19 protein-coding genes are annotated in these 25,031 nt (G+C 66.1%); 12 read left to right on the top strand and 7 right to left on the bottom strand.

What is annotated here, in order from left to right; all coding sequences use genetic code 11:
• Window position 1: 1 nt before the first annotated feature.
• The 6 genes from serS to ABD301_RS13420 all read left to right on the top strand — a co-directional run bounded on the left by serS (window position 2) and on the right by ABD301_RS13420 (window position 6,408).
• On the top strand, window positions 2-1,267 hold the full coding sequence (serS, locus tag ABD301_RS13445; RefSeq protein WP_344310326.1) for a serine--tRNA ligase: 1,266 nt from the start codon (window positions 2-4) through the stop codon (window positions 1,265-1,267).
• Window positions 1,264-2,121 (top strand): HAD family hydrolase, encoded by an 858-nt coding sequence (locus ABD301_RS13440; RefSeq protein ID WP_344310324.1) that lies wholly within the window; start codon window positions 1,264-1,266, stop codon window positions 2,119-2,121. Before serS ends, ABD301_RS13440 begins: the two co-directional genes overlap by 4 nt.
• Window positions 2,122-2,172: 51 nt before the next feature.
• Complete coding sequence (locus ABD301_RS13435; RefSeq protein WP_344310322.1) at window positions 2,173-2,994, top strand: LLM class flavin-dependent oxidoreductase; 822 nt, start codon at window positions 2,173-2,175, stop codon at window positions 2,992-2,994.
• A 1-nt stretch (window position 2,995) separates the two neighbouring features.
• Window positions 2,996-3,817, top strand: coding sequence for an LLM class flavin-dependent oxidoreductase (locus ABD301_RS13430; RefSeq protein WP_163568558.1), 822 nt, complete (start codon window positions 2,996-2,998; stop codon window positions 3,815-3,817).
• 71 nt (window positions 3,818-3,888) lie between these two features.
• Window positions 3,889-4,716, top strand: a complete 828-nt coding sequence (locus ABD301_RS13425) for an LLM class flavin-dependent oxidoreductase (protein ID WP_344310319.1) — start codon at window positions 3,889-3,891, stop codon at window positions 4,714-4,716.
• A 198-nt stretch (window positions 4,717-4,914) separates the two neighbouring features.
• Complete coding sequence (locus ABD301_RS13420; RefSeq protein ID WP_425551945.1) at window positions 4,915-6,408, top strand: potassium/proton antiporter; 1,494 nt, start codon at window positions 4,915-4,917, stop codon at window positions 6,406-6,408.
• An 86-nt stretch (window positions 6,409-6,494) separates the two neighbouring features.
• On the opposite strand, the gene ABD301_RS13415 is transcribed toward ABD301_RS13420, so the two are convergent.
• Both ABD301_RS13415 and ABD301_RS13410 read right to left on the bottom strand, forming a co-directional pair.
• Window positions 6,495-7,406 (bottom strand): LLM class flavin-dependent oxidoreductase, encoded by a 912-nt coding sequence (locus ABD301_RS13415; RefSeq protein ID WP_344310315.1) that lies wholly within the window; start codon window positions 7,404-7,406, stop codon window positions 6,495-6,497.
• Window positions 7,391-8,293 (bottom strand): LLM class flavin-dependent oxidoreductase, encoded by a 903-nt coding sequence (locus ABD301_RS13410; protein ID WP_163568560.1) that lies wholly within the window; start codon window positions 8,291-8,293, stop codon window positions 7,391-7,393. Before ABD301_RS13410 ends, ABD301_RS13415 begins: the two co-directional genes overlap by 16 nt.
• Window positions 8,294-8,344: 51 nt before the next feature.
• Between ABD301_RS13410 and ABD301_RS13405 the strand changes: the two genes are divergently transcribed.
• Window positions 8,345-9,133, top strand: a complete 789-nt coding sequence (locus tag ABD301_RS13405; RefSeq protein ID WP_344310312.1) for an HAD family hydrolase — start codon at window positions 8,345-8,347, stop codon at window positions 9,131-9,133.
• Here the strand turns inward: ABD301_RS13405 and ABD301_RS13400 are convergent.
• Window positions 9,130-9,717 (bottom strand): bacterial proteasome activator family protein, encoded by a 588-nt coding sequence (locus ABD301_RS13400; RefSeq protein WP_163568561.1) that lies wholly within the window; start codon window positions 9,715-9,717, stop codon window positions 9,130-9,132. The two genes, ABD301_RS13405 and ABD301_RS13400, sit on opposite strands and share 4 nt — an antisense overlap.
• An 84-nt stretch (window positions 9,718-9,801) precedes the next feature.
• Between ABD301_RS13400 and ABD301_RS13395 the strand changes: the two genes are divergently transcribed.
• The gene (locus ABD301_RS13395; protein WP_344310310.1) at window positions 9,802-10,716 is read left to right on the top strand and encodes a serine hydrolase; all 915 of its coding nucleotides are present in this window, start codon (window positions 9,802-9,804) and stop codon (window positions 10,714-10,716) included.
• A 57-nt stretch (window positions 10,717-10,773) separates the two neighbouring features.
• Here the strand turns inward: ABD301_RS13395 and ABD301_RS13390 are convergent, their stop codons facing one another.
• On the bottom strand, window positions 10,774-14,061 hold the full coding sequence (locus ABD301_RS13390; RefSeq protein ID WP_344310308.1) for a GH92 family glycosyl hydrolase: 3,288 nt from the start codon (window positions 14,059-14,061) through the stop codon (window positions 10,774-10,776).
• A gap of 186 nt (window positions 14,062-14,247) precedes the next feature.
• Window positions 14,248-14,946 (bottom strand): NUDIX hydrolase, encoded by a 699-nt coding sequence (locus ABD301_RS13385; protein ID WP_425551944.1) that lies wholly within the window; start codon window positions 14,944-14,946, stop codon window positions 14,248-14,250.
• 57 nt (window positions 14,947-15,003) lie between these two features.
• Here ABD301_RS13385 and nadA point away from each other — a divergent pair, with 57 nt between their 5' ends.
• From nadA to ABD301_RS13365, 4 genes are all read left to right on the top strand, one after another.
• Window positions 15,004-16,029: a quinolinate synthase NadA gene (gene nadA / locus ABD301_RS13380; protein WP_425551933.1), complete on the top strand. Its 1,026-nt coding sequence runs from the start codon at window positions 15,004-15,006 to the stop codon at window positions 16,027-16,029.
• Entirely contained in the window at window positions 16,026-17,600 is a 1,575-nt protein-coding gene (locus tag ABD301_RS13375) for an L-aspartate oxidase (protein ID WP_163568569.1), read from the top strand. Before nadA ends, ABD301_RS13375 begins: the two co-directional genes overlap by 4 nt.
• Entirely contained in the window at window positions 17,597-18,463 is an 867-nt protein-coding gene (gene nadC / locus ABD301_RS13370; protein ID WP_163568570.1) for a carboxylating nicotinate-nucleotide diphosphorylase, read from the top strand. Before ABD301_RS13375 ends, nadC begins: the two co-directional genes overlap by 4 nt.
• 211 nt (window positions 18,464-18,674) lie before the next feature.
• The gene (locus ABD301_RS13365) at window positions 18,675-21,920 is read left to right on the top strand and encodes an AfsR/SARP family transcriptional regulator (protein ID WP_344310301.1); all 3,246 of its coding nucleotides are present in this window, start codon (window positions 18,675-18,677) and stop codon (window positions 21,918-21,920) included.
• Between the two features lie 59 nt (window positions 21,921-21,979).
• On the opposite strand, the gene ABD301_RS13360 is transcribed toward ABD301_RS13365, so the two are convergent.
• A complete protein-coding gene (locus ABD301_RS13360) occupies window positions 21,980-23,374 on the bottom strand; it encodes an MFS transporter (RefSeq protein WP_279580406.1) in 1,395 nt (464 codons plus the stop codon).
• A gap of 268 nt (window positions 23,375-23,642) precedes the next feature.
• The gene (locus ABD301_RS13355; RefSeq protein ID WP_344310298.1) at window positions 23,643-24,617 is read right to left on the bottom strand and encodes an NAD(P)H-quinone oxidoreductase; all 975 of its coding nucleotides are present in this window, start codon (window positions 24,615-24,617) and stop codon (window positions 23,643-23,645) included.
• Window positions 24,618-25,031: the final 414 nt, after the last annotated feature.

Genomic DNA, 25,031 nt, shown 5'->3' with positions numbered 1-25,031 from the left:
TGTGATTGACCTGCGCCTTATCCGTGAAGACCCGGACACCGTCAGAGCAAGCCAGCGAGCCCGCGGCGAGTCCGCCGAAGCGGTGGACACGTTGCGGGCCGCCGACGAGTCCAGGCGTTCGGTGGTGCTGCGCTTCGAGCAGCTGCGGTCCGAGCAGAAGTCGCTGGGCAAGCGAATTCCGAAAGCGACCGGCCCCGAGCGCGAGCAGTTGATGGCGCGTACGAAGGAGTTGGCCGCCGAGGTCAAACGGGCCGAGAGCGCGGTGGCCGAAGCCGAGACCACCCTGCAGCAGGCCCAGCTGGCCATCCCGAACGTGGTCCAGCCGGACGTGCCGCCGGGCGGCGAGGACGACTACGTGGTGCTGCGCGAAGTCGGCGAGAAGCCGGAGCTGGAGAAGGTGCGCGACCACCTGGAGCTCGGCGAGGGCCTGCGGGCCATCGATATGGAACGCGGCGCCAAGGTCTCTGGCGCCCGGTTCTACTTCCTCACCGGGATCGGCGCGCAGCTGCAGCTGGCGCTGCTGACGATGGCCGCCGACCAGGCGATCGACCACGGCTTCACACTGATGACCACGCCATCGGTCGTACGCCCGGAGATCATGGCCGGCACCGGGTTCCTGGGCTCGCACGCGCCTGAGGTCTACAAGCTGGAAGCCGACGACCTCTACCTGGTCGGGACGTCCGAGGTGGCGCTCGCCGGCTATCACAGCGACGAGATCATCGACCTGTCGAAGGGTCCAGTCCGGTATGCCGGCTGGTCGTCGTGCTATCGCCGGGAGGCCGGCTCGTACGGCAAGGACACCCGCGGCATCATCCGGGTGCACCAGTTCGACAAGCTGGAGATGTTCTCGTACGCACGACCCGAGGAGGCAGCCGCCGAGCACGACCGGCTGGTGGCCTGGGAAGAGGAGATGCTCAGCAAGGTCGAGCTGCCCTACCGGGTGATCGACACGGCGGCCGGTGACCTCGGCTCGTCGGCGGCGCGCAAGTACGACTGCGAGGCCTGGCTGCCGTCGCAGAACCGCTGGCTGGAGCTCACCTCCACGTCGAACTGCACGACCTTCCAGGCCCGCCGGCTGAACATCCGCTATCGCGACGAGAACGGCAAACCGCAGACCGCGGCGACCCTGAACGGCACGCTCGCCACCACCCGGTGGATCGTCGCGATCCTGGAGAACCACCAGCAGCCGGACGGGTCGGTACGCGTACCGAAGGCGTTGCAGTCGTATCTGGGTGGTCGCGAGGTCCTCACCCCGGTGGCTGGATGAGCCAGCGGGCGGGCGCGAATCCGGACCAGGGCTGGCGGCCGAAGCTGGTTGTCCTGGACCTCGACGGCACGGTGGTGCCGTATTACCAGGAGCGGGCGCTGCCCAACCAGCGGGTAAGGGACGCCGTCGCGGCGACGCTGGCGGCTGGCGTACCGGTCACCATCGCCACTGGCCGGGCCGTGTGGAGTGCCCTGCCTACCGCCGCTGACCTGGGCCTACACGGCATCCAGCTGGTTTGCAGCAACGGCGCGGTGGTCTTTGACGCGGACGCTAGGCAGGTTCGGCACGAGGTCACCTTCGACCCGACCCCGGCCGCGCAGGCGCTGCTGTCCGCGGACGTACACCTCGCTTTCGCGGTGGAGCGCGGGCTGTCCGGCTTCCTGCACACCGCTGACTTCCACCTCGACTTTCCGTCGAAGTTCTTCGGCGTCGCCGACCTGCCCGAGCTGTTGTCCCAGCCGACCACCCGGCTGGTGGCTCGTCCGTCGGACGGTGACACTCGTGGTGAGGAGTGGCATGGCGCGGCCGCGCGGTGGGCCGAGGAACTGGTCGCTTCGGTCCTCGACCCGGCGAAGAACAGCTGGGAAACCGGCTACACCGGCTGGATCGACGTGTCCGGTCCGAATGTGAACAAGGCGACCGGCGCCGCGATGCTGGCCGCGGATCTGGGCGTGGACGTGGCCGACGTGCTGGCCATCGGCGACGGCAGCAACGACATGCCGATGTTGCGGTGGGCCGGCAGGTCGGTCGCGATGGGCCAGGCCCCGGACAAGGTCAAGGCGGTCGCCGATGTGGTGACCGCGACTGTCGACGAGGACGGCGTAGCGGTGGAATTGGAGCGCTGGTTCGGATAGTTCCGACTTAGGATCGTTCACGACATGAATTGATCCGCAGGAGGAACCGACATGACGACCAGGCCTTTCCGTTTTGCCGCCGTCCGTTCACCGCGAGGGGACGGCGCGCAGTGGCGGGCCACCGGGCAGCAGGTTGAGCAGCTCGGCTATTCGACCCTGCTGATGCCGGACGGGGTGCACTGGCTTTCCCCGATCCCCAGTCTCGCGGTCGCCGCCGGCGCGACCACGACGCTGCGGGTGGGTACGTTCGTGCTCGCGGCCTCACTGCGGACGCCCAGGTCAGCGGCCTGGGACGCGCACACGATGACGGTTGTTACCGATGGCCGCTTCGACTTCGGTATCGGCGTCGGCCGGCCGTCGATGAAAGAGGAGTCGGCGGTTCTCGGGATGCCGTACGGGACCGGCGGCGAACGGTTGGAGCAGGTCGCGCAGGCCATCCGGCACGTACGCGAACTGGATGGCGACGCGCGTACCCCGGTCATGATGGCGATCAGTGGCGCGCCCAAGGCCAGGGCGCTCGCGGCCGCTGAGGCCGACAGCATCCAGTTGGCGGTCAACCCGGTGCTGCCCGAGGCCGAGCTGGCCGAGGTCGTCGCCGGCATTCGGGAGGCGGCCGGCGACCGTGCCGATCAGATTGAAATCGGCGCTAACATTTTCGCGGTGAATTCCGAGCTGCCGCCGGAGATGGAGAACTTCCTCGGTACGACCACGAAAGCCCTGATCGAGCACAACTCGGTGTCGTATTTGCGCGGTGACGTTTCGGAGATGGCGGACGAGCTGGAACGGCGCCGGGAGGCAACTGGACTCTCGTACTTCACTGTGCATTGCTACGAAGATTTCGCGCCGGTGCTGGAAAAACTGGCGGGTCGCTGAGATGCCCGCATTCAGGTTCGGGGTGACGCAGGTCCCGATCGGTGACGGCGAGCAGTGGCGAGCCGCCGCGGTGCGGGTCGAGGAACTCGGCTATTCGACCCTGCTGATGCCGGACGGCGTTTTCCTGCTGTCGACGGTGCCCAGTCTCGCGGTCGCGGCGACCGCGACCAGCACTCTGCGGGTGGGCTCGTTCGTGCTCGCGAGTCCGCTGCGTACGCCCAGGTCAGCGGCCTGGGACGCACACACGTTGACGGTCTTGACGAACGGCCGGTTCGATCTAGGGCTGGGCTCTGGGCGGCCGTCGATGAAGGACGAGTCCGCCATCTTGGGCATGCCCTACGGCTCCGCGGCGCGGCGACTGGAACAGGTTGCCGAGACGATCAAGCACGTGCGGGAGCTGGATGGCGAGGCTCGTACGCCCATCATGATCGCGATTGGTGGCGGACCGAAGGGCACCGCGCTCGCCGCCGCCGAGGCCGACATCGTGCATCTCGCGATAGGCGCGCTCACGCCGGACGACGAGATCGCGGCCATCACCGGGCGAATCCGGGAAGCGGCCGGCGACCGGGCCGACCGGATCGAGATCGCGATGAACATCTGGACGGTGAACGGCGACCTGTCGCCGCGTAGCGAGAGCTTCATCGGTACGGACGCGAAGACGATCCGGGACACCCAGTCGGCGGCCGGCCTGTGGGGCAGCACTCAGGAGATGGCCGACGAGCTGGAACGCCGGCGTAAGGCCCTCGGCGTCTCGTACTTCGTCCTCAACGGCGACTCGAAGGAGCAGTTCGCGCCGGTGCTGGAGAAGCTGAGCGGTCACTGAGAGTGCTTAGCTCTCAGAATGATTCCACTGTAGAATCATTTCGTAGTGCACTCAATTGAGAAGGTGGCGTGATGGCTGGCAGGGCTTTCCGGTTCGGGGTGGTGGCGGCGCCGCAGGGCGGCGCGAAACAGTGGCGGGATCTGGCCGTACGAGCCGAAGAGCAGGGCTTTTCCACCCTGCTGACCCCGGACAACCTGCATTTCGCGGCGCCAACCGTGTCGCTGGCGATCGCCGCGAGCGTCACCACCAGCCTGCGGGTGGGCACGTTCGTGCTGGCCAGCCCGCTGCGTACGCCCCGGGCCGCGGCCTGGGACGCGCACAGTCTGAGCAGCATGACCGAAGGTCGGTTCGAGCTGGGTCTGGGCACCGGGCTGCCGGTCATGAAAGACCAGGCCGCCGAGCTCGGCCTGTCGTACGAGTCGGCCGGCGGCCGGCTGCGGCAGATCTCCGACACCATCGATCACGTACGCAAGCTCGACGGTGATGCGCACACGCCCGTCATGATCGCCGCCGGCGGACCGAAAGCGCGCGAGCTGGCCGGGCAGAAGGCGGACATCGCGGCGCTCGCCGGCGGCGCCTTCGTCACTCGTGACGAGACTGCTGAGCGGGTCGCCGAGGTGCGGGCCGCGGCCGGCTCGCGGGCTGACGACATCGAGTTCTCGATGAACCTCTTCGTGGTTGGTGATGCGGACATGCCGGAGTGGGTGAAGGGTTTCGTCGGCGCGGACCGGGCCACCCTGGTCGAGCGTGACTCGCTGGCACTGTTGCCCGGCAGCCCCCAGCAGATGGTCGACGAACTGCAGCGCCGGCGGGACGCTTTCGGGACTTCGTACGTCACCGTCAACTCGGTCTTCATGGACGACCTCGCGCCGGTAGTGGCGCAGCTCACCGGAAAATAGTCTCTCCCCAAATCCCCCTGTACGTTCGCGCGTACAGGGGGATTTTCTTTGTCCCGCCCAGGGTTTCGCCGGACTGTCCTCAGTGGACTGCGCGTATTGTGCGTTTTGGTGGGCACCGCCCCATCAAGTAAACTTGGCTTTACCGAAGGCGTCGTGCGGCGGAAGGGGTACGCCGATGGCCGTACTTTCCGGGCCGCTGTGATCAGCGAACACCTCACTCTCGTGCTGCTGGCTGGCAGCGTCATCCTGCTGCTGGCCGTGGTCGCGGTGCGTGCGGCCGTACGAACAGGGCTGCCCAGCCTGCTGATCTATCTGGGCATCGGGCTGGCCATCGGCGACGCGGGCCTGGGGATCCGGTTCTCCGACGCCGAGCTCACCCAGAGTCTCGGGCTGATCGCGTTGGCGGTGATCCTCGCCGAAGGCGGGCTGACCGCCCGTTGGGACACTATTCGGCCGGCGCTCGGCCCGGCCGCGCTGCTGGCCACCGTTGGGGTGCTGGTCAGCGTCGTGGTGACCGCGGTGATCGCGCACTGGGTGCTGGCGACGGACTGGCGTACGGCGTTGCTGCTGGGTGCGGTGGTGAGTGGCACCGACGCGGCCGCGGTCTTCTCCGTACTGCGCCGACTGCCGCTGCGCGGGCGGCTGGCGGCGATCCTGGAGGCCGAGTCCGGTTTCAACGACGCGCCAGTCGTCCTGCTGGTCACACTTGTGGTGTCCAATGCCTGGTCGCAGTCGGGACTGTGGGGTGCGCTCGGCACCATGGGCTACGAGTTGGCCGTCGGCATCGCGATCGGGCTGCTCGCCGGATGGATCGGGCAGCAGGTGCTCAGCCGGGTGTCGCTGCCGGTCGCCGGGCTCTATCCGCTCGCGATAATGGCTTTCGCGATGTTGTCGTACACCGGGACGACCCTGCTGCACGCCTCCGGCTTCCTCGCCATCTATCTGACTGGTCTGTGGCTCGGCAATTCCCACCTGCCGCACCGACACGCCAGCATCGGTTTCGTCGAGGCGCTTGCGTGGCTGGCGCAGATTGGCATGTTCGTGTTGCTCGGCCTGCTCGCGAGCCCGCTGCGGCTGCCGGCCGCGATCGTCCCGGCTTTGGTGATCGGCACCGGATTGCTTCTGCTCGCCCGGCCGTTGTCGGTGCTCGCCTCGTCGTTGCCGTTCCGGATTCCGTTACGGGATCAGGCATTCCTGTCGTGGGCGGGCCTGCGCGGAGCCGTACCGATCGTGCTCGCGACCATCCCGCTGGCCACCCACAGTGTCAACGGCGAGCTCATCTTCGACATCGTTTTCGTGCTGGTCTTCGTTTTCACGTTGATTCAGGCGCCCACTCTGCCGTGGGTGGCGCGGCGGCTCGGGGTGGTCGCCGACACCGAGGTGCGCGACGTCGACGTGGAAGTCGCGCCGCTGGACCAGATCAACGCCGACCTGCTCAGCGTCACCGTGCCACCGCATTCACGCCTGCACGGCTCGTACGTGCTGGACCTGCGGCTCCCCGAAGGCGCGGTGGTCTCCTTGGTAACCCGCGGCGACGACACCTCGGTGCCCAGCCTGCACACCCGACTCGCCGTCGGCGACACCCTGCTCGTCGTCGCCGCCGACGGCGTACGCGAAGAAGCCGAACGCCGCCTCCGCGCCGTCGGCCGAGCCGGCCCACTCGCCCGCTGGTTCGGCGAATCCGGCCGCTAGGGTTTGGTGTCAAGGGCGCTTGACGGCGCGAAAGTGTCGTACGTGTCTGTTTTTCTTTCCCCCTTCACAAAAACTGAGCCGTTCCGTTACATTCGCGGGTGCCTGGATGGTGGTTCGCCGGAATCTGGGGCGAGGTGGAAGTGGGCGGCGATCTGGTCGACGACCTCGACGGGGTCGTTCCAGCGGTCGTCGTCGGGGCGTGGGTAATGGAAGATCGTGTCGGTGAAACCGGCTTCGGTCAATTCGCCGGTGAAGTCGGTGAAAGCGGTCAGTGAGGCCGTCACGTGTTCCGGGATGAAGCCGGCGGTGAAGATTTTGTCGATGGTGCTGGGATCCCGGTTGATTTTCCCGCATTCGTCCTCGATGATCCGCCATTGCGAGGCGATGTTGAGGCGCCATTGCGCGAAGTCCTTGCCGCCTCCGGTGGTGACCCAGGCGTCGGCGTGCCGGGCGGCCAGCGCGAGGGCCTTCCGGCCGGTTGCGGCGATGGCGAAGGGGATGCGGGGTTTTTGTACGCAGCCGGGGACAATTCTGACCTGGGAGGCGCTGTAGTACGTGCCGGAAAATGTCGTTTCCGGCTGGGTCAGCAGAGTGTCCAATGTGGACAGGAATTCGCCGAACCGGCCGACGCGTTCGGCTGCGGGCCACGCCGGGCGGCCTAGTGCGGACTCGTCCCAGCCACCCATCGCGCCGGCGCCGATGCCGAGGATGAAGCGGCCGGCGGAGATCTGGTCGAGGGTCATCAGCTCATGCGCGAAAGGGACCGGGTGCCGGAAGCTGGGAGAAGCGACCATGGTGCCCAGCCGGATCCTGCTGGTGGCCGCGGCCGTCGCCGTCAGCAGCGGGAGGGCGGAAAGCCACGGTCGGCCGGCGTATTCGCGCCACGACAGATGATCGGGCATCCAGAGATGGTGGAACCCGAGGCTTTCCAGTCGGCGGGCCCGGGCGATCCAGGTCGGCCAGTCGTCGGTTGGGAGCTGCATCACTCCGATACGCATGAATTTTCCGCTGATCCGTGAAGAAAACGTTGGGCGATCTGCTCGACAACCTCGATCGGGTCGTTCCACCGTTCGTCGTCTTCGCGCGGATGCTGGAAGACCAGGTCGGTGAAGTCGGCCTTGCCGAGTTCGTCGACGAGATTGGCGAAGGTGTCCACAGTGGAGGTGAAGCGCTCCGGAGTGCCGCCAGCGACGAAAATCTTGTCGATCGAGCCTGGATCGCGATCGATTTTCGCGCACTCCTCCTCGATGGTTCGCCACTGTTCGGCGATGCTGAGCCGCCATTCCTCGACCGGCCTGGTCGGGCTCGCGCCGGTCGTCACCCAGGCGTCGCCATAGCGGGCGGTCAGCGCCAGCGCTTTACGTCCGACCGCGGCTATGCCGAACGGCAACCGTGGTTTTTGCGCGCAACCAGGCACAATCCTGACCTGGGAGGCGCTGTAGTACGTGCCGGAAAGCGTCGTTTCCGGCTGGGTCAGCAGAGTGTCCAATGTGGACAGAAATTCGCCGAACCGGCTGACGCGTTCGGGTGTGGACCAGGCCGGCAGGCCCAACGCGGTGGCGTCCCAGCCGGTGCCACCAGCGCCGATGCCGAGGATGAAGCGGCCGGCGGAGATTTGGTCGAGGGTCATCAGCTCATGCGCGAAGGGCACCGGGTGCCGGAAGTTCGGCGAGGCGACCATGGTGCCGAGGCGGATGCGGTTGGTCGTGGCGGCGGTGGCGGTCAGTAGCGGGAGCGCCGACATCCACGGCCGCCCGGCATACTCCCGCCACGACAGGTGGTCGAAGGTCCAGAGATGCGCATAGCCGAGACTGTCCAGGTGGCGGGCCCGAGCGAGCCACGTCGGCCAGTCATCGGTGGGCAGGCACAGCACTCCAATTCTCACAATCCCCGACCGTACCTGCGCACCCCGACAGTGCCGGGCGAGGATAGGAGGATGACCCTGCCCGGCATGATCGCCTGCGACCTGGACGGCACCCTGCTCCGCAGCGACCTGACCATCTCCGAGCGGACGATCGCCGCCCTCGCCGCGGCCCGTACGGCCGGCGTGCCCTTCGTGGTGGTGACCGGCCGGCCGGTGCGGTGGCTGGCGGTGGTGCTGGACCGGATCGGCCGGTACGCCGAGGTGATCTGCAGCAACGGCGCCCGCGTCCTGGACGTGGACGGCACCGACCTGATCACCTGGCCGATCAGTCCCGCGAACCTGGCCGAGGCGACCCGGCGGCTGCGCGATGAGCTCGGCACCGTCCACTTCGCGGTCGAGCGGCACACCGGGATGGTCAAGGAGGCTGGCTATCGGGTACGGGCCGATCTCGCGCAGCCCCGCGAGCTGGAGCTCGCCGAGCTGGTCACCGAGCCGGCGCTCAAACTGCTCGCCCGGGTCTATGAGGCGGACGGCGACGAGCTGCTGGCCCGCTGTACGGAACTGCTGGCCGGGGTGGCGACCCCGACCCATTCCAGCCTCGCCGCCGGGCTGATCGAGATCTCCGCCGACGGGGTCACCAAGGCGGCTGCGCTGGACTGGCTGGCCGCGCGCCATGGCGTACGAGCCGAGGATGTCGTCGCATTCGGCGACATGCCCAACGACATCTCGATGCTGCGCTGGGCCGGCCACTCAGTGGCGGTCGCCGATGCCCACCCGGACGCCAAAGCCGCCGCCACCGAAGTCACGAAGAGCAACGATGACGACGGCGTGGCTGTCGTCCTGGAGCGACTTCTCAGCTAGAGATACTGCCCCGTACCAGGGGAGTGTCCGGAATCGCCGCGCTCCGGACCCGGCATGCCCGGGCCGCCGGGGCCGCCCATCAGGCCGATGCCCGGTGGCAGCGCGGGCCGGCCACCGCCGCCGCCACGCATCTGATCCAGCTGCATCCTCGCCGCCATCTGCTGCGCGACCAGCGCCGCCTGAATGCCGTGGAAGAGGCCCTCCAGCCAGCCGACCAGCTGGGCCTGCGCGATCCGCAGCTCGGACTCGCTCGGGGTGCCTTCGGCCAGTGGCAGGGACAGCCGTTCCAGCTCTTCCTTGAGCTCTGGCGCGAGGCCGTCCTCCAACTCCTTGATCGAGCGGCTGTGGATTTCCTTCAGCCGGGACCTGCTCGCCTCGTCCAGCGGGGCCGCCCGAACTTCCTCCAGCAGCTGCTTGATCATGGTGCCGATCCGCATGACCTTGGCCGGCTGCTCGATCAGCTGGGTCGGGTCCAGCTCCTCGCTGTCACCGTCGCCGGTGGTCGCCACCGCGACCGGCTGGCCGTTCGGTCCAATCACCACGACCTGGTGTGGCTCGCGGGTCTCACCCTGCTCTTCGCTCATGACGTCCATCCTCACGCACCAGCGCGCGAGGGGCGAGTACGGGGCGGCGTACCGTTCCCTTCTGTGGTGATACGACGTGCGCTGATGGCGCTTGCAGTCCCCGTTGCGCTGGTCACGGTCGCCGCCGCTTGTACGGGGTGTGGCCACTCCGCCGCGCAGGCGTCGCCGACGCCGTCGGCCAAGGCCAGTTCGGTCGCACCGACGACGCCGCCGTCCCCGTCCGCCTCGCCGACCCCGTCGCCGAGTTGTGCGGGCCCAGGAGAGGGTTTCTCCTGCGATGACCGCAACCGGTTCGCGGCCGCGGAGACGTACATCAAAGCTCAGCCGGGCGTGATCGGCTTCGTGGTGCGCGACCGGCAGACCGGCGCGGTCTTCCACAGCGTCAACGCCGCGTACAAGCTGTGGACGGCTTCCACCGTCAAGCTCGCCATCGCCACGTACCTGCTGGAGGAGCAGGCCGCCGGCAAGATCACCCTGTCCAGCAGCGACAAGTCCCTGATGTCGTCGATGCTGCGGGTGTCCGACGACCACGCGGCCGACGTGCTGTGGAAGCGCGCGGGCGGGGCGGCGCAGCTGCCGACGTGGCGGGAGAAGTACGGGATGACCGGCGCCACCTTCGTGGACGGTTTCGACCGCTACTGGGGCTACATGAAGTGCGCGCCGAACGACCTCGACCACCTGATGGCGTACGTGCTGGACAAGACCTCGCCGGACATCCGCGCGTACTTGGTCGGCAAGCTCAGGTCGGTCGGCGAGAACCAGCAGTGGGGTGTCTGGGGTGGCGCTGACCAGGCGGCCAGCCCCGGCAACAAGGACGGCTGGTCGCAGGAACACGACGCCGGGACCCTGCACTGGGTCATCAACAGCGTCGGGTTTGCCGGCAAGGACGAGCGGTGGCAGGTCGCGATCATGTATCGCCTGACCCCTTCCGGTACGTACGACGGAGGCGTCGCGGCCGTCACCCATGTCGCCAAAGTTCTCCTCGCCGGCAAGCGTTAGAAAAGGGACCCGTTGGGGCGGCTGACCGCCCCAACGGGTCCCTCTCTTTGGGCTCTGTTACTGGCCGAAGCCGATGGAGAAGACGTGCATGTTGCCGCCGGTGGCCATCGGCAGCGTGACGCTGGCGACGGTCTTGCCGGCGGTCAGCGGGTTGGTGACGGCGAACAGGTACGTGTTGATGTTCTGCCGGCCACCGTCCGTGCCGTTCCGGTACGGCGTCTTCGCGATCGTCAGGTTCCCCGCCAGCGGCGGGTAGCTGTTGGCGCCCAGTGTCCAGTCGCTGAACCCGACCGCGACTTGCTGCGTGCTGCCGTCGGTGAAGGTGACGGTCATCGTGCCGGTCGCGCCGGCGCTGCCAGCGTTGGTCGCCGACCCGATCAGCCCGATCGACTTCGCGCCGGCCGGGGCGTTGACCGCGATGGTCTGGCCGGCCGCCTCGATGTTGTCCGGCTGCCCGACCGGCTGGTCCGGGAACAGGAAGCTGACCCCGCCGGCGGTCACGGTCGCGCCGCCGGTCACGCCGGCCGCCGCCAGGGCCGTCGCCGAATACGCCCAGCCGCTGGAGTCGTAGCTGCCGCCGACCTTCTGGCCGTCGTTCGTACGACCGGAGTTGCTGAAGTAGGGCCAAATCGAGCCGGGTTTGGCGACCGCGACCGCCACGCTGGACGGCAGCACCGGCTGGTTGTCACTGGAGGTCATCGCGAAGCTGACCGGGAATCGTCCCTCGGATGCGCCGGCGGTGACCGTCACATCCTGTTTGGCGGACGAGTGTGCGGCGACCGTCAACGTGCCGCTGGCCGGGGTGACCGTCAGCCCGGAAGCCGCCGATCCGGTCCAGTTCACCGTGATCGCCTTGTCGGTGATGTTGGTGGCCCGCACGTTCGCGGTGCCGGTGGCACCCGGTTGGACGATCAGGTTCCCGGCCGGCGACGCGGCGGTGAACAGGCCGCGCTGTCCGGTGCCGTCCGATGGCGGCGCGTCCGCCGGCGCCGAGCCCCAGACTTTGTTGGGGATGGTGGAAAGGTCGTAGTTGATGGTGGCGCCACCGGTGAGGGACGAGAAGTCCAGCCACGGCTTGTCCGACTTCTTGCCGTTCACCGTCACACCGTTCACGTACGGCGCGTCAACCGCCGCGTTCGGCGCGGTGATGGTGACTTTTTTGTTGTTGGCGAGGGTGATCACGGCCTTCTGGAAGACCGGGCTGCCCAGCACCAGGGTCGAGGTGCCCGGGGTCTCCGGGTAGAAACCGAGCTCGGACCACACGTACCAGGAACTCATCGCGCCCAGGTCGTCGTTGCCGAAAGATCCCACCGGAGCGTCGAAATAGAGTTCCTGCTGCGCCGCGCGTACGGCCGCCTGCGTCTTCCAGGGCGCGCCGGTGTACGCGTATTCCCACGGAATCTCGATGCTCGGCTCGTTGCTGAGGTCCGCGGAGGTCGCGCTCGGGTTGCTCAGATTCGTGAGCAGGCTGTCGAGATACTTGTTGTACGAGTCGTTTCCGCCGTGTGCCTCGATAAGCGCCTTCAGGTTGTGGTTGACCATCGGCGTGTACTGCGCCGAGGTGCCTTCCACGAAACCGCTGCCGGTGCCCGGCGAGAAGCCCGGGACAAGCTGGCCGTCACCGTAGCGGGCCTGCAGATATCCGGAGCCGACGTTGAAAACGTTCTGCCAGTTCTGCGAGCGGGTGGCGAGTTTCTGGTACGTCGCGGTGTCGCCGAGCGATTTCGCGTACGACGCGATCGCGTAGTCCGCGATGTCGTACTCCTGCTGGGTGGAAACCGGGCCGTAGAAGTTGCAGCAGGCGTATTGGCCGTCGTACGGGATGTAGCCCTTGCTGTCCAAAGTGGACTGTGCGGGCCGGATCTGGTTCGGCTGGGTGGCTTCGGCCACCATCGCGTCGAGCGCGTGCTTCTTGTCGAAGTCGCGGGCCCCGAAGGCGTACGCGCCGGCGATGATGCCGTCCGCCGGGTCGCCGACCATCACGTACGACTCGCCGTTGGCCAGTGACCACTTGGGCAGCCGGCCGGACTGGTCGTAGTCATTCAGCGCTGAGGTCACCCAGTCGCTGGCTTCCTGTGGTGCGACCACGGCCGCGAGCTGGACCTGCGAGCGGTAGATGTCCCAACCGGAATAGTTGGCATACTGCGCGTGGCCCTTGGCGGCTTTGTGGACTTTGCCGTCAAAGCCCAGATATTCGCCGTTGACATCGCTGAACACGTTGGGATGCAGCAAAGCGTGGTAAAGCGCGGTGTAGAACTGCTCCTGCTGAGCGACTGTTCCACCGCTGATCTGGATCTTGTTCAGGTATTTGTTCCAGGCCGCGTGGTTGGCCTTGCGTACCGCGTCGAAAGTAAACTTCGGGATTTCCGACGCGAGGTTCGCGGAAGCATTTTTGTCGCTGGTGAAGGAGATCCCGACCCGGGCGGTGATCGTCGGGGTCTTGGTCGCGTCCCAGGACAACGCCAGCCCGCCGGGGCCGGCCGCGGCCGCTTTCGGGGCTGCCTTGACGTTGTGTGCGCGCGGCGCGGGCGTGGCCGGGATGGACGTACGAGGGGTGGCCGCGCCGCTGTGGAAGGGCTTGGTGGCAGCGCCCGCGGCCACCGGAGCCGCGTCGGTGGAGGCGGCGGTGGCGGCCTGGTCCCAAGTCGCGGCGCTCTTGAAGGGGTGATCGAAAACAATGTCGAAATGCAGGGTGTAGTCGGTTTCCATGTCGGTGCCCTGGCCGCAGAAATGACCGGACGTGACCGAGCCGGTGACCTCGTGGTCGCTGACCGCCTGGATCTGCGCGCCGTCCACCGTGCTCGCGCTGTCCCGCGCCTTCAGCAGCAGGTTCGCCTGGGACGTACGCGGGAAGGTGAACTTGCCGATGCCGGACCGGGTGGCCGCGGTCAGTTCGGTGCGTACGCCCGAACCGAGGCTCACTGCGTAGTAGCCGGCCTGCGCGGTCTCGCTGATGTGCGAGAAACTCGCGGTCGCGGCGCCCGGATTGTCGCCAATCGCGCCAATAGTCGGCAAAATGGGCAGGTCGCCGTACGCGTCGCAGCCTGGGCCGGAGATGTGCGTGAGGCTGAAGCCGCGGGTCTGGCTGTCGTTGTACTCGTACCCGCCGCCCTGGGTGCGGTGCGGCGAGGTGTCCGGACTCCACTGCAGCATCCCGACCGGCATGTCGGCGCCGGGGAAGGTGTTGACCGCCCCTGAGGTGCCGATCAGCGGGTTGACCAGCGAGGCGGGGTCGGTGACGGGCTTGGGGGCGGCCGCGCTCGCGGCGGTCGGGGCCAGCGTGGCGGTGGCCAGCACCACCGCCGCGGCCATGGAGAGTCTTGCCAAACTGCTACGTCTCGACATCGGTGATCCTTTTCCCGATATGACAACGTTGTCAGAAGTGGTGACGACAACCCGGAAAATTCCCGCTTCTTCGCGGCTTAACCGACGAGAGCCTAGGCAGCTACGCAATGCCAATCAAGGTTTCAAAAGCACTCTGACCTACATCGGCCGATATAACGATTTACCGAGTGATCATCAGGGCTTTTGCTAGCGAACGCTGCTATGCGCGTACGGTCCGGCCGGCGGTCGCAGAACGGCGAACTGGTCTGTCACCTCGAGGCCGCCGGCGGCGAACCGGAACAGTGCGGCCGGCCGTCCGCCGGCCCGTCCCGGCGGGGCCGTCTCGCCGGTCGGCTCCAGCACGCCACGACGGGCTAGTACGCGCTGCAGGTTGGTGGCCGACACGGTGTAGCCCAGCGCGGCCGAATAGTGCGTACGCAGCTCGGAAATCGTGAACTCCGGCGGCGCGATGGCGAAGCCGATGTTCGTGTACGAGAGCTTCGCGCGCAGCCGGCCGCGGGCTCGCTCGACGATCGCGCGATGGTCGAAAGCGGTCTCCGGCAGCCGGTCGACGGGGTGCCAGGATGTGTCTTCGGGCACAGCCGGGTCGACGTGCGAAGGCACCAGACCGAGGAACGCGGTGGCCACCATCCGGGTGTCCGGGCGGCGATCCGGGGCGCTGAAAACGGACAGCTGCTCGACGTGGCTGAGCTGTCGTACGTCCACTTTTTCGGCCAGTTGACGGCGAATCGAGTGCTCCACGTCCTCGTCCGGACCGAGCCGCCCACCGGGCAGCGACCACCGGCCGGCGTCCGGTTTTCGGGCCCGCTGCCAGAGCAGCACCTGCAGCACGTGGGTACGGACCTGGAGCACCGCGGCCAGTACCTCATGTTCCACGGCGGTGATACTATCGCTCACAGTTTTCGCTTAGTAGTCGAAAACCCCGGCGGACGTTAACGCGCAATGGCCTCGCCGGGCATCTTCGAGGAGGCGCACGTGTCGGCACAGTTATCGACTCTCAGTCGAATTCCGACGACCTGGGGTGATGAAGTACGGGAGCTAGCAAGACAGGCGAACGCGGTGATCCTGGCGCACAACTACCAGGTGCCGGAGATTCAGGACATCGCGCACCATACCGGCGACTCGCTCGCGCTCAGCCGGATCGCGGCCGCCAGCGACGCCGACGTGATCGTGTTCTGCGGCGTCCATTTCATGGCCGAGACCGCGAAGATCCTGGCTCCGGAACGTACCGTGCTGATCCCGGACGCGAACGCCGGTTGCTCGCTGGCCGACTCGATCACCGCTGACCAGCTGCGGGACTGGAAGTCCGAGCATCCGGACGCGGTCGTCGTGTCGTACGTGAACACCACCGCTGCGGTGAAGGCGCTCACGGACATCTGTTGTACGTCTTCGAACGCGGTCGAGGTCGTCGAGTCGATCCCGGCTGACCGCGAGGTGCTGTTCCTGCCGGACCAGTTCCTCGGCGCGCACGTACGACGGGTCACCGGTCGGAAGAATCTGCACATCTGGATGGGCGAATGCCACGTACATGCCGGCATCAACGGCGACGAGCTGGCCGCGCGCGCGGCCGCCAACCCGGACGCCGAGCTGTTCGTCCACCCCGAATGCGGCTGCGCGACCTCCGCGCTCTACCTGGCCGGCGAGGGCCTGGTGCCGGCTGAGCGGGTCAAGATCCTGTCCACCGGCGGAATGCTCGACGCGGCTCGGCGTACGACCGGTGGCACGGTGTTGGTGGCCACCGAGATCGGCATGCTGCACCAGCTCCGGCAGGCGTCCCCGAGCGTCGACTTCCAGCCGGTGAACGCGCAGGCCAGCTGCCGGTACATGAAGATGATCACGCCCGAGAAACTGCTTCGCTGCCTGCGCGAACGCCGTGACGAGGTGCTCGTGGATCCGGAGACAGCGGCGGCGGCACGTACGGCCGTCCAGCGGATGATCGAAATCGGCCAGCCCGGTGGTGCCGAATGACCGGCTGGGAGGCGTCCGCCGACCTGGTGGTCGTCGGCAGCGGGGTGGCCGGCTTGACAGCCGCTATCGCCGCGCAGGAGCTGGGCGTAAGAGTGCTGGTGGTCACCAAGGCGGGCATTGCCGACGGCAGCACCGGGTGGGCCCAGGGCGGCGTCGCGGTCGTGTTGCCGGACGATCTCGGCGCGCGTACGCCCGAGGACTCGGTCGCCGCGCACGTCGCGGACACCATGACCGCGGCCGCCGGCCTGGCCGAGCAGGCCGCCACCGCGGCGATCCTCGCCGACGGGCCGGCGGCCGTACGCGGTCTGTTCGCTTCCGGCGCCCGCTTCGACCTCGCCTCCGACGGCACCTGGGCGCGTACGCGCGAGGGCGGTCACCGGGCCTTCCGGGTCGTCCACGCGGGCGGCGATGCGACCGGTGCCGAGGTGGAGCGCGCGCTCGTAGAGGCCGCTGGGAAGGCTTCGGTGCCGGTGTTGGAACGGCACCTGGTCACGTCCGTACTGACCGACGCTGTTGGCCGCGTTGCCGGCCTCGCGGTGTCGGACGGCTCCGGTCGGCCGGGTGTCGTGTCGGCTCCTGCTGTTTTGCTTGCCACCGGCGGATTGGGGCAGCTCTACAGCGTCACCTCGAATCCGGAGCAGGCCACCGGCGACGGCATCGGGCTCGCGCTGCGGGCTGGAGCCCGGGTGGCGGACCTGGAATTCGTCCAGTTCCATCCGACCGCGCTGCACACTGGCGCGACCGGTCGGGCTCCGCTGATCACCGAGGCGATGCGCGGTGAGGGCGCTGTTTTGGTTGATACTGCTGGTGAACTGGTGATGGCCGGCGTTCACCCGTTGGGCGATCTCGCGCCGCGAGACGTGGTGTCCGGTCGGATTGTTCGTCGGCTCGCCGAACTTTCGGCGGAGCACGTGCTTCTGGACGCCACACATTTGGACCGCGACCATTTCGTCCGGCGGTTTCCCACTGTCTATGCGTCCTGTCGAGCCGCTGGCATCGATCCGGTGATCGAGCCCATTCCGGTCGCGCCGGCCGCGCATTTCAGCTGCGGTGGCGTGGTGACCACAGTGGACGGTCGTACGGACGTGGTCGGTCTTTATGCGGCCGGCGAAGTCGCGCGTACGGGACTGCATGGCGCGAACCGGTTGGCTTCCAACAGTTTGTTGGAAGGACTGGTGGTCGGCGAGCGGGTAGCGCGCGCAGTGCATGCCGATCTTCCTGCTTTGTCGTTACGTTCATATGTAGCCGACGATCGTGACGTTTTCGGTGTGGCCGTTGACAAGTTGCGTACGACCATGAGCCGCTACGTCGGCATTGGGCGCGACGCCACTGGGCTGGCAACCGCCGTGGATGCGTTGGGCCAGTCCACAGTGGACGGAGATGCCGGCATGACACTGACGGCCCGCGCCATTGTCACCGCGGCCCTTGCCCGTACCGAAAGTCGCGGCTGCCACCTGCGTACCGACTATCCGGGCAGCAGCGAAAGTTGGCGGCACAGCCTGGAATTCGTAATGGACCCGGCTGGGTTTGTCGTACCGGCCGAAAATCGGCTTTTGGAGGGAGTGGGATGACCGCGTCTGGGGTGGACCTGGCTGAGGTGGATCGGGTCGTACGGACCGCGTTGGCGGAGGATTTGGCGTACGGTGGCGATGCGACCACCGAGGCGACCGTGCCGGCAGGTGTCAAGGGAATCGCCGAACTAACCCCGCGGGTGCCCGGTGTGCTGGCCGGTATTCCGGTCGCGCTGGCGGTGCTTTCCGAGGTCGCTGGCGGCGGATTCTCCGTACTCTCCGCGGAGACCGACGGCAGCCAGTTGGAACCTGGTAAACCCGTCCTGGTCGTTGAGGCCGAAATTCGTGCACTGCTGATCGCTGAGCGAACAATGCTGAACCTGGTCTGCCAGCTCTCCGGCGTCGCTTCCCTGACAGCCGCTTGGGTCGCCGCCGTGGCGGGCACCGGCTGTGCCGTCCGAGACACCCGCAAGACTGTTCCGGGGCTGCGCATTCTGCAAAAATATGCGGTGCGGTGCGGTGGCGGTCTGAATCTCCGGTTCGGCCTCGGCGATGCGATTCTCATCAAGGACAACCACATTGTGGCCGCCGGCTCGGTGACGGCCGCGCTGGAAGCCGTACGGGCACATGCCCCGCGGCTTTCCTGCGAAGTGGAAGTCGACTCATTGGAGCAGCTCGACGAGGCGTTGGCCGCTGACGCCGAATTGGTTTTGTTGGATAACTTCACCGCTTCCGAATGCGCGACCGCCGTTCGCCGCCGCAACGACAGCGGCTCGTCGACTCGATTGGAAGCTTCCGGTGGTCTGACCCTCGATGTGGTCCGTTCGTACGCGGAAACCGGCGTGGACTACGTGTCGGTCGGCGCGCTGACGCATTCCGCACCCGCTATCGACCTCGGTCTGGACCTGCGCCCGGTGGGATAGCCGGAGCCGGCGTTCAGGTCTTGGCAGGTGGTGGTGTCTGCTACCCGAACGCCGGCCCCGGGGTCTCTGGCACGTTTGCCCCCGTTTCCCATTGCAAACGTGCCGTGCCTATGGTGGCCTGAGGTCAGCTACATTTCGGCTACATCTTGTTGCCGAGTGTGAAATAGTGGGACAAACTGGGGCCGCAGGGCGGCTACAGACGGGGCCAGGTATGACGGTGGGACAACCTGACCCGGGCGTGGATGTTCTCGTCCTCGGCCCGGTCGGCCTTCAGCGCGGCGGCGAATTTCTTTCGCCGCCATCTGGTGTGTTTCGTGCTGTTTTAGCCGCGTTGGCGCTGGCGGGTCCCGCTGGCCTTTCGTCTTCTGAACTCTTCACCACGGTCTGGGGTTCCCGCGCGGCCACCGCCGAGCGCTCAACCGTCACGGTCACCATCCACCGCATCCGCCAATGGCTCCGCGATTCCGTCGGCGACACCGTACGACTGGAGCGCTCCAGCTCGACCTATGTCCTTGAAGTGACCGGCGTGATTGACGTTGCCCGTTTTTGGGAGCTGACTGCCGACTATCCGCATGATCAGGCGGACCAGCTTTTGGAGGCGCTGGGTTTGTGGCGCGGGCGGGCCTTGGCGGATGTGCCGCCGGACAGCCAGGATCCAATTGTGGTCGCACGTTTGGTGCGGCAGCGCCTCGATGCGGCGAACGCCTGTGCTCAGGCATTGATCCGCTCCCGAGAAGCCGATCATGCGGTCAGGGTTCTCGATCCGCTGATAGACGAATATTTCCTCGACGAGCCACTGCAAGCCGCCTGGATGCAGGCTCTTGCGGCCAGCGGACGTCAGGCTGACGCACTGGAGGCCTACGAGCGCGTCCGCAAACATTTGCGGACGGAGCTCGGAGTCGATCCCGGTTCGGTTCTCACCGAGTGCCTGGTGAAGATTCTGCGGGGTGCAGTTCCAGCCGCGGCGAGGCAGCTGCGGCTGGCTACTGCCGTACCGGCGCAGTTGCCAGCGGACGTCATTGCCTTTACCGGCCGCGCGAAACAACTGAAAACTCTCTACGCGTTGCCGTCCCAGGCTCTTCCGACATTTTCTCCGGTCCTGGTGATGTCCGGCCCAGGAGGAGTGGGCAAAACCAGCCTTGCGGTGCATTGGGCTTATCAGGTGGTGAAAGACTATCCGGACGGTCAGCTCTTCGTTGACCTACGAGGATATTCCAGGGAAACGCCGGTTACGGTGGTGGAGGCGTTGCACCGGTTCGTACGAGCGCTCGGATGTCCGCCGGACGAGATTCCGGCGGATCGCGACGAGGCGTCCGCGCTCTATCGTTCGATGCTTGCGGGCCGCCGGATTCTTATCGTTTTGGACAACGCCCAGTCCGCCGACCAGGTCCGTCAGCTCCTTCCGGGTGCTGGTGGTTGCACCGTTGTCATCACCAGCCGTGAGCGCCTGGACGGACTGACCGCGCGGGATGGGGCTCTGCGCCTGGATCTTGAGGTGCTGTCCCCTGAGGAAGCCCACGTCCTCCTCGAAAATTCGATCGGCACCACCCAGATTGCCGGACAGCATGAAGAAGTGCAGGTGTTGGCCCGTACTTGTGGATATCTCCCGTTGGCCCTCAGGGTTGCCGCCGCACACCTGTGCCGTAGCCCGAATATGACGGTCGGAGGCTACCTTCAGGAGATGGCCTATCTCGGCCCGCTGAATGCCCTGATCGTCGACGGTGACGAACAGGCGACGGTCGCGACCGCTTTCGACCTGTCGTATTCACGAGTTTCGCTGGAGGCCCAACGCTGCTATCGTCTCCTCGCTCTCGTTCCTGGCGCGGATATCTCCGCTCCGGCGGTCGGGGCACTGATTGCCAGACCTCTGGCGGAGGTTCGCAGCCTGCTGCGCACGCTCACCGCTGCCTATTTGGTGAGCGAACACAGGCCCGACCGATTTTCGATGCACGACCTGCTCACGGCCCATGCCCGTGGCTATCTGAATAGAGCGGAAATACCCGAAGAACAGCAGGCCGCGGTGGTACGGCTGTTCAACTGGTATCTCGGCCGTGCGGGTAGTGCCTCCGACCTGATTTATGCGATGACCAGGCTGCCGTCCGGGGTTGAACCCGTGGAGATACCCGCATTCGACGAGCCCGAGGTGGCGTCGAGTTGGCTGCAAAAGGAATTCGCGAACATTGTTTCGCTCGCACAGGAGGCAAATGTTCGTGACCTTCCCAACAGTTGGCTGCTCGCCGACGTATTGCGAGGGCATTTCGTCTACCACCGTCTGGTGCCGGAGTGGGATGTAGCCGTACAAGCCGGTTTCGCTGCGGCCGAGCGCGCGGCCGACCCTGCCGGCCGGGCAGCGATGTACCTCAGCCAGGGTGGGCTGGCGCTCTATGCCGCACACGACATCACTGGGGCTGCGAACGGTTTTCGCCGTGCGGCCGAGAATGCGCAACTTTCCGATTGGCGAGCCGGTGCGGCGGTCGCGCTGCTCAGCCAGGCTTTGGTGGACCAGATCAGAGGTGATCTTGGTGCCTGCGTTGCCAAACTGACTCAAGCATTGCGCGTTGTGCGGACAGGGCCGCGATGGACGACAGAGGTCATCGCTCGGAACAATTTGGCATTCGCATATATCGACCAGGGCCGACTGCGGCAGGCGGTCAGCCAATTGACGCGGACTATTGATCAATGTCACGGGTCAGCAATTAGTCCGCTCGAGCTTCTTCTGGAGACCAGGGGTGACGCCTACCGCAACCTTGGATTCTTTGATCGCGCGCTCGAGGACCTGGTTGCCAGTATCGAGGCGAGTAGGTCGGTGGCGAGTCGCTATCATGAAACGCGCAGCCTTGCCACCCTCTCACTCGTCTACTCCGACAGCGGTCGTGCCGAGTCGGCACGAGCTACTGCACAGGCGGCGCGTCAGCTGGCTCGGGAGATCAAGGACCGGGGGCTGGAAGACTACGTGTCACTCGCATTAGGACGAGCGCACCATCTGCTAGGGGACGAAAGTAAGGCGATGGATGCCTATCAGACCATCCTGCAGCACGGCGACGATGTCGTCGATTTCTCGGTCTATACATCGGCGATGCTTGGGGTGGCAGCCGTTCTGCGAGAGCCAGCGGTGGTGAGTGAGGTCCTTGAGCTTCTTGCGGGCCGTGGCTACCGGGTCATTGAAGGAAAGGCGTACGGACTTCTTGCGGCGCTCTACCTGGGTGATGGCCAGTTCGCTGAAGCAGTCGCGGCGGCCGAGACGGCCGAGACCTTGTACGCGCCGACGGACCATCGACCTGGCCAGGTGTCCGTCCTGTCCACGCTTGCCGAGCTCCATCGGCGCGCTGGTAGGGAGTCCACGGCGGCCAACTGCGATCGACAGGCAGCCATTCTGCTGAAGGAGATTGACTGGCTGCCCGCGCCGACTAGTGGAGAATCTGGCATAGATCGCCTGCTTGACTCACGAATGCCGTAACTCGTACGGCCGGTCCCGAAAGTGTCGGAACCGGCCGTACGGTCGAGCAATAGCCGCGCTTAAGTGCTAGCAGCTGTGACCGCGGACAGCGGGGTGGCGAGTTCCTCCAGGGACTTGCCCTCGGCATCCACTCCGATGAAGGCCTCGACGACTCCGCCGATGATCATCAGAATGGCTCCGATCATGAAGCCCCAGAATAACGGTGTTCGGTCGAGATGGTGAACGTCCTTAGTCCCCAGCTCGATGAGGTAGCCGAAGAGAACGGGCGCGACAACACCGCCGCAGAGCTGTGAGATTGCGAAGAAGTACGAGATCGCCTGGCCCCGCAGCTCGAGCGGGAAGATTTCGCTGACGGTCAGGTAGCCGCTAGAGGCGCCGGCCGAGGCGATGAAGAAGATCACCGACCAGAAGATGGCCTGCGTGGTGGCGTTCAGCGCGCCAATCCAGAACAGGTAACCGCTGGCGACGAGCAGCACGCCGGAGACTATGTACGTGCTGCTGATGAGTTTTCGACGGCCTATGGTGTCGAAGAACGGCCCGAGCAGGAGGGGGCCAAGTAAATTGCCTACTGCGAAGGGAAAGAAGAAGAAACCGAGTGCGTCAGGAGCAACACCGAAGAATTTACCGAGGACCTGGCCCTGGGTGAAGAAGATCGCGTTGTAGAGAAACGACTGGGTCGTCATGAGAGTGAAACCCAGTACAGATCGCTTTCGGTATTTTCCCAGCATGATCTTGGTGATCTCGAGATAGGTCACCGGTGGGTAGTTGCGGACTTCGATGGCCTTGCTCTCGTCGACTTTCGGGATTTCCTTGCCAGCTGCCCGTACGCCCTGCTCGATGTCGTCGACGATCTTGGCCGCTTCCTCAGCGCGTCCGTGCGAGATCAGCCAGCGCGGGCTCTCCGGGATCCGCCGCCGCAGCATCCAGACGACGACACCGATGAGCGGTCCGATGAACAGCCCGATCCGCCAACCGACGTTGACTGGGATGATCTTCTCGTCCAGCAGCGCGAGGCTGGCCGCCGAGGCGATGGCGGCGCCGGCCCAGTAGGTGCCGTTGACGGCGATGTCCACTCTGCCGCGGAATCTGGCGGGTATCAGCTCGTCGATGGCCGAGTTGATCGCCGCGTATTCACCGCCGATGCCCATGCCGGCGATGAACCGGAGAACGGCCAGGGACCAGAAGTCGAACGAGAACCCGGCGAGACCGTTGAACACCAGGTAGAGGCCGAGGGTGATGAGGAACAGTCTTCGGCGGCCCAGGCTGTCGGCGAGCCGGCCGAAGACGAGGGCGCCGACGACCTCGCCGGCCAGGTAGATCGACGTGGTGATGCCGAATTGGCCGGGATGCAGATGCAGCGTGGTGGGAAGTTCGAGGGTGGTGGCGATGGCACCGGCGAACTGAATCTCGAGTCCGTCGAGGATCCAGCTGACGCCGAGTGTTATCAGCACCATCCAGTGGAATTTCGCCCAGGGCATGTTGTCCAAGCGAACGGGAACGAGTGTTCGATTGGTAGTGATCTTCCCGCCTTGTACAAATTCAGCCATATCCGGCCTCCCCTGCACCTGTTGCGCCGCGAGTTGCACTGGTCACACTCAGTGTGCGCCAGTCTGGTGGTTACCGATGCCCGGACGCTGACATTAGACGGCTGGCAATTATTGGCAACCCGGCTGACATCTCGCGGTAACTATTGCCCACATAGTGGGCGCGACGGTATGGCCACTAGCGGACGAGCAGCACCTTGCCAATATGGTCGCTGGCCTCGACAACTCGGTGTGCTTCGGCGGCGTCCTGCATCGCGATCGCCCGGTCGATCACTGGCCGAACCCGGCCAGCCTCGATCAGCGGCCAGACGTGTTCGCGTACGTCCTCGACGATGATCGCCTTCTCGTCGATCGGCCGAGCGCGCAACGTCGTACCGGTAATACTTGCTCGCTTGACCAAAAGCAGGCCGAGATTGAGCTCGGCCTTGGCGCCGCCGAGCAGTCCGATGGTGACGATCCGGCCGCCGGTGGCCAGCACGTCGACATTGCCGGCAAGGTACTTCGCGCCGATGGTGTCGAGTACGACGTCGGCGCCGTGACCTTCGGTGTCTTGTTTGACGACTTGTACGAAGTCTTCATCGTTGTAATCAATCGCGCGCTCCGCACCGTAAAGCAGGCACTTCTCGAGTTTCTTCGCGCTCGCCGTGCAGAAGACGCGGACGCCGTACGCGCTCGCCAGCTGCAGCGCGAAAGTGCCGATGCCCGATCCGCCGCCGTGTACGAGCAAAATCTCGCCGGGGCTCAGATGTGCGGTCATGAACAGGTTTGCCCATACGGTGCAGGCAACTTCGGGCAATGCGGCAGCTTCTTCGAGGCTCACGCCGGCCGGGATCGGCAACAGTTGGCCGGCTGGCACCCGTACCTTCTCGGCGTACCCGCCGCCGGCCAGCAGCGCGCAGACCTCGTCGCCGACCTTCCAGTCGGTGACTCCGTCGCCAAGCGCGGCGATCCGCCCGGAGCACTCCAGCCCTGGGTACGGCGGCGCGCCGGCCGGCGGGGGATAGAAGCCGAGCCGCTGCTGGATATCGGCACGGTTAACAGCGGACGCGACCACATCGACGATGACCTCGCCGGCGCCGGGCTGCGGGTCGTCCACTTCAGACCATCGCAACGTCTCCGGACCGCCGGGTTCGCGAATCTCGATCGCATACATATGCCGAGCCTACGGGATCCGTTGTACGCGCCCCGATCTGCCGCCGAAACGCTCGCACCCCGTCCGGTCGGGTAGGCGGTCAGCTGGCCGATTGGACGAGGACCCCTGGGGCGCTTGGGGGACTATCCATTGTGGACTCTGGGTGACTGGGCGCCAATCGCAGTGTGACAAGTGGCGATCACAGTCGCCTAAAGAATACTCTCCGCGCATTACCTGACGAGCCAAAACGCGCGACAATGGCGGGAGCTTTCGGTGATGCTGTTGACCATCGGTGCCATTCTGGACCACAACGATGTGAATAGCGGCCCGAAATCTCAGCGCTCGATGAGTCTTCATCGCGCCAGCGCGAGAGCGTGACGATCCGGCCGCTACGGCCGAAAGTCGTTCTATTAGGCCGATATCCGGCCGACGGCC

This window comes from Fodinicola feengrottensis (genome assembly GCF_039530045.1).
GTDB classification, from domain to species: Bacteria; Actinomycetota; Actinomycetes; order Mycobacteriales; family HKI-0501; genus Fodinicola; species Fodinicola feengrottensis.
This window is presented reverse-complemented; position numbering and strand designations above follow the sequence as displayed.